Annotated in this window: 4 protein-coding genes and 1 pseudogene; 3 read left to right on the forward strand and 2 right to left on the reverse strand. The window is 63.1% G+C overall.

The window, feature by feature from the left end:
- Both TBU01S_RS22470 and TBU01S_RS22475 read right to left on the reverse strand, forming a co-directional pair.
- Window positions 1-697, reverse strand: a 697-nt coding sequence (locus TBU01S_RS22470; RefSeq protein WP_157659263.1) for a DUF1016 N-terminal domain-containing protein, incomplete at its 3' end; no start/stop codon positions are given.
- Window positions 694-1,893: a tyrosine-type recombinase/integrase gene (locus TBU01S_RS22475; protein WP_068639711.1), complete on the reverse strand. Its 1,200-nt coding sequence runs from the start codon at window positions 1,891-1,893 to the stop codon at window positions 694-696. The genes TBU01S_RS22470 and TBU01S_RS22475, both read right to left, overlap by 4 nt.
- 245 nt (window positions 1,894-2,138) lie before the next feature.
- Here TBU01S_RS22475 and TBU01S_RS22480 point away from each other — a divergent pair, with 245 nt between their 5' ends.
- The 3 genes and pseudogenes from TBU01S_RS22480 to TBU01S_RS22490 all read left to right on the forward strand — a co-directional run.
- On the forward strand, window positions 2,139-2,579 hold the full coding sequence (locus TBU01S_RS22480; protein ID WP_068639712.1) for a hypothetical protein: 441 nt from the start codon (window positions 2,139-2,141) through the stop codon (window positions 2,577-2,579).
- 2 nt (window positions 2,580-2,581) lie between these two features.
- A complete protein-coding gene (locus TBU01S_RS22485) occupies window positions 2,582-2,986 on the forward strand; it encodes a hypothetical protein (protein ID WP_068639713.1) in 405 nt (134 codons plus the stop codon).
- A gap of 16 nt (window positions 2,987-3,002) precedes the next feature.
- Window positions 3,003-3,443, forward strand: a pseudogene (locus TBU01S_RS22490) (hypothetical protein); the annotation flags it as partial.

Below are 3,443 nucleotides of genomic sequence, written 5' to 3' on the forward strand. Positions count from 1 at the left end.
ACTCGTCCTTGAGGTCGAGGAACTCCAGCACATACGGGTCTTTGATCGCGTCGTTGGGCGTGACGGCATCCTCGGGCTTGGCCACCGAACCTTTGACCAGCATCGCCACCTTGTCCTTGGACAAGGCCGTGCGTTCGTAGAACTGGCTTCCAATCTGTCGATCGAGCTGGCGCACGCTCCAGCCACCGCGCAGCGCCTCGGCCTCGTAGAACTGGCGGGCATGGTCATCCTTGACCGACAGCAGTCGGACATAGGCCGACCACGGCAAGGTGAAGACCTGGGCAAGTTCGGAGAGGTCGAATTTCCGAGACACTGTCTGGGATTTCTCGGTAGGCGACTCATTTCCCAATTTCCCAGACACTGTCTGGGAAATTGAGGGCTGGGGGTATGCGAGGAAGAAACGCCGCATGCTCTCCAGATTGTTGACACCGAACCCGCGCCCGAATCGGGCCGTCAAGTCGGCGGACAAGCGCTCCATCAACTGCTCGCCGTAACCGGCTCGTCGCCTGCCTTTCTGCTCGGCTTCGACGATCCGGCGGCCAATCTCCCAATAGCTGGCTGTCATCAGTGCATTGACACTGCGCGCCGCCGCCTGGCGCGCAGCATCCAGCAACTCGACGATGCCGCCGTGGATGCCAGCATAGCCAGCCGGTAAGGCGGCGGGCTTCCGCGTTGCCACGGGCGTCTTCCTTGTCATGCTGTCACCTCCATAGAACGGGATGCCCCGGTAATCGCCAGCCGCCGATTCGCCACCAGTTCGGCTGCATCCCGCACCGGCTTGTCCTCGGTATGAACATAGTGCATAAACATCGCCACGGTCTTGTGGCCTGTGAGCTTCATGCCCACCTTGGTGGGCACGCCCGAATTGGCAATGTCGGTCGTCGCTCGGTGACGGATACCGTGCGTGCCAACGTGCGGCACGCCAGCAGCCTTGAGCACGCGCGTCCAGCCGCCGTAGTGCTCACCGTGGGTCATGTGCCGGGTCGGGTCATTGGGCGACGGCAGGACATAGGGGCAGCCTTCCCGACGCGGTGCGGTGGACAGCAGCCGATAGGCTTCCTCACTCATGGGCTTGGAGATGCCGCCGGTCTTGCTGTCAGGCCAGACGACGCGGCGCTTTTCCAGATCAATCCAATCCCACTCCAACGGGCAGATTTCGGAGCGGCGGGCGGCGAACTCGAATTGAAGGCGAATCGCCAGCGGGATGACGTAGTTCTCCAGTCCCTCAGCTTCCAGATGCTCCAGGTGACGGAAGATCCGCACCAGTTCATCGTCCACGATGAGCCGGGTTTCCTTGCCGGGCGGGTACATCGGGACGTGGCGGCACGGATTGGTGCCGTCCGGGCGCAATCCCCACACTTCGGCCAAGTTAAACATCTTGCGCAGCACGCCGAAGGTACGATTCGCCTCGGCCTGCTTGTAAGCCAGCTTCTTCATCAGCGCGGCCACGTCCGGGCGCTTCACGTCCTGCACCTTCATCCGGCCCATGATCGGGATGATGCAACGGTCGATGACGCCCTGATAGCCGCGCTGCGTGCTGGGCTTGTTGCGCTGCTTGGAGTAGTCCTCCATGAAAGAGTGGCAAAACTCCTTCATGGTCGGAGCCTTGCGGGCGGCGTTCTTGGCCGCGCTGGGGTCGCCACCCTTGCGCACCTCGGCGAGCCACTCCTGCGCCATCATGCGCGCCTGATCGACCGTCAGTTCCCCGTACTGACCCAAAGCGGGCTTGCGGCGTTCGCCGGCGTTCGTGCGGTACTGGAGCATGAACACCTTGCGGCCCGCCGGGGTAATCTTGCACAGGAAGCCGGGCACCACGGTATCCCGCAGTTCGATGGCCTTGTCTTGAGGTTGTGCCGCATCGACTGCGGACTTGGTGAGCTTGATCTTCGCCATGATGACTCCTCGGAAAGCCCGGTTTCCAAGAGCCGCATGGGAGCCACGCGAGGGGAAGCCGGGTCAAGTTTCGGAAAGCACCGGCATATATTGAACTCGCCTAAGTGATTGATAAACCTGCTGTATCGAGCCTTGGCGTAGTCCAGCGAATTGCGGTACTGGAGTCATCGTGAAACAAAAAAACGGCCGCGGAGATCGACGATATCGGACGGGCAGCGAATGATGCCGCCGATGCACTGAACGGCATGAATGGCGCAGGGGCGGGCGGTGGTCAGGGCGCGCAAAGCTACAACAAGGTGTCGTTTTTCGGCGTCGAGCAGATGCTCGCCCGGGCTGAAAGCCTGGGCGGCCTGAAGCTGCGCAAGGAAATCGAAGCCGAAATCGACGCCCGCGCCAAAGTGCCGCGCGGCGGCTCCAGCGGTTTTGGCGGATATGCAGCAATCGTGCGCGATCTCGAACAGCGCCTCGATGCAATGCAGATCGCCCAGGAAGAGGCCTCCGGCAAGTACGAATCCAACAAACCCCAGGTCACCGGCACCTCGCAGCGCAACGCCACCACCGTCTACCGCGTCGAAATCGGCACCGGCGCCGGCCACAAGACCGCCATCAACACGGCGGACCAGAGCAGCGCCGACGCCCTGGTCGATCTGTTGCGCCAGCTCGAGGCTGACATGGCGAGGTCTTGATCATGGCCATCACACTCACCGACGGCACGACGCTGCTCGATATCGACCCCGATCTGTACTGGTCCGATGAGGACTGGAGCCCCGTTGCTGTGGAGTCTGACCGCAGTGTGACGGGGGCGATGATCGTCCATCACGGCATCAAGCAGGCCGGCCGACCAATAACGCTCCAGCCCGAAGACGATCGCAGCGGGCAGATGACGCGGGCGCTGCTGCGCCAGCTGCGTACCTGGGAGGCGATGCCCGGCCTGGTGATGACGCTCAACCTGCGCGGCGAAGCGTTCAGCGTCCGGTTTCGGCATGGCGCGGCGGACGGCAGCCCTGCCATCACGTCGCGGCCGATGGTCCATTACAGCGATGCGGCTGATGACGATCTGTACTTCGTCACGGTGCGTTTCGTGACTGTTTGATTCTTTCGGAGCAGGTATGCCCATCCACGAGCAAAACATCGTCTTCGTCGCCAGCCAGGTCATGGACGACGTGCCCGAGGGCGGCGGTGCCGCGACCGGCACCGTCATCGTCGACGGCCAGATGAACAACGTCTTCCCGGACATCTCCGACCTCGACCGCGCCTACGGCCGCTTTCGCCTGCGCAAGCTCTTCGTGGCCATCCGCTCGCTGTCGACCGACCTGTACGGCGGCGCCAAGGTCGTCATCACCGCACTGCCCACCGATTCCGCCCTCGGCTATGCGCTCTTCAGCAACGGCGACCCGTTCGACACCCGCGTCCAGGCCGCCGACCGTGTGTCCTCGTACCTGTTCGCCGGCAGCGAATGGCACGGCTACCTGCTGGAGAACCACGTCGCCGGCCAGCGCAGCATCGAGCTCTTCCAGCGCCCGAACACGCCGCTGCCGGCGATCGGCCGG

This window comes from Thauera butanivorans NBRC 103042 (assembly GCF_001591165.1).
In the GTDB taxonomy this organism is placed as follows: Bacteria; Pseudomonadota; Gammaproteobacteria; order Burkholderiales; family Rhodocyclaceae; genus Thauera; species Thauera butanivorans.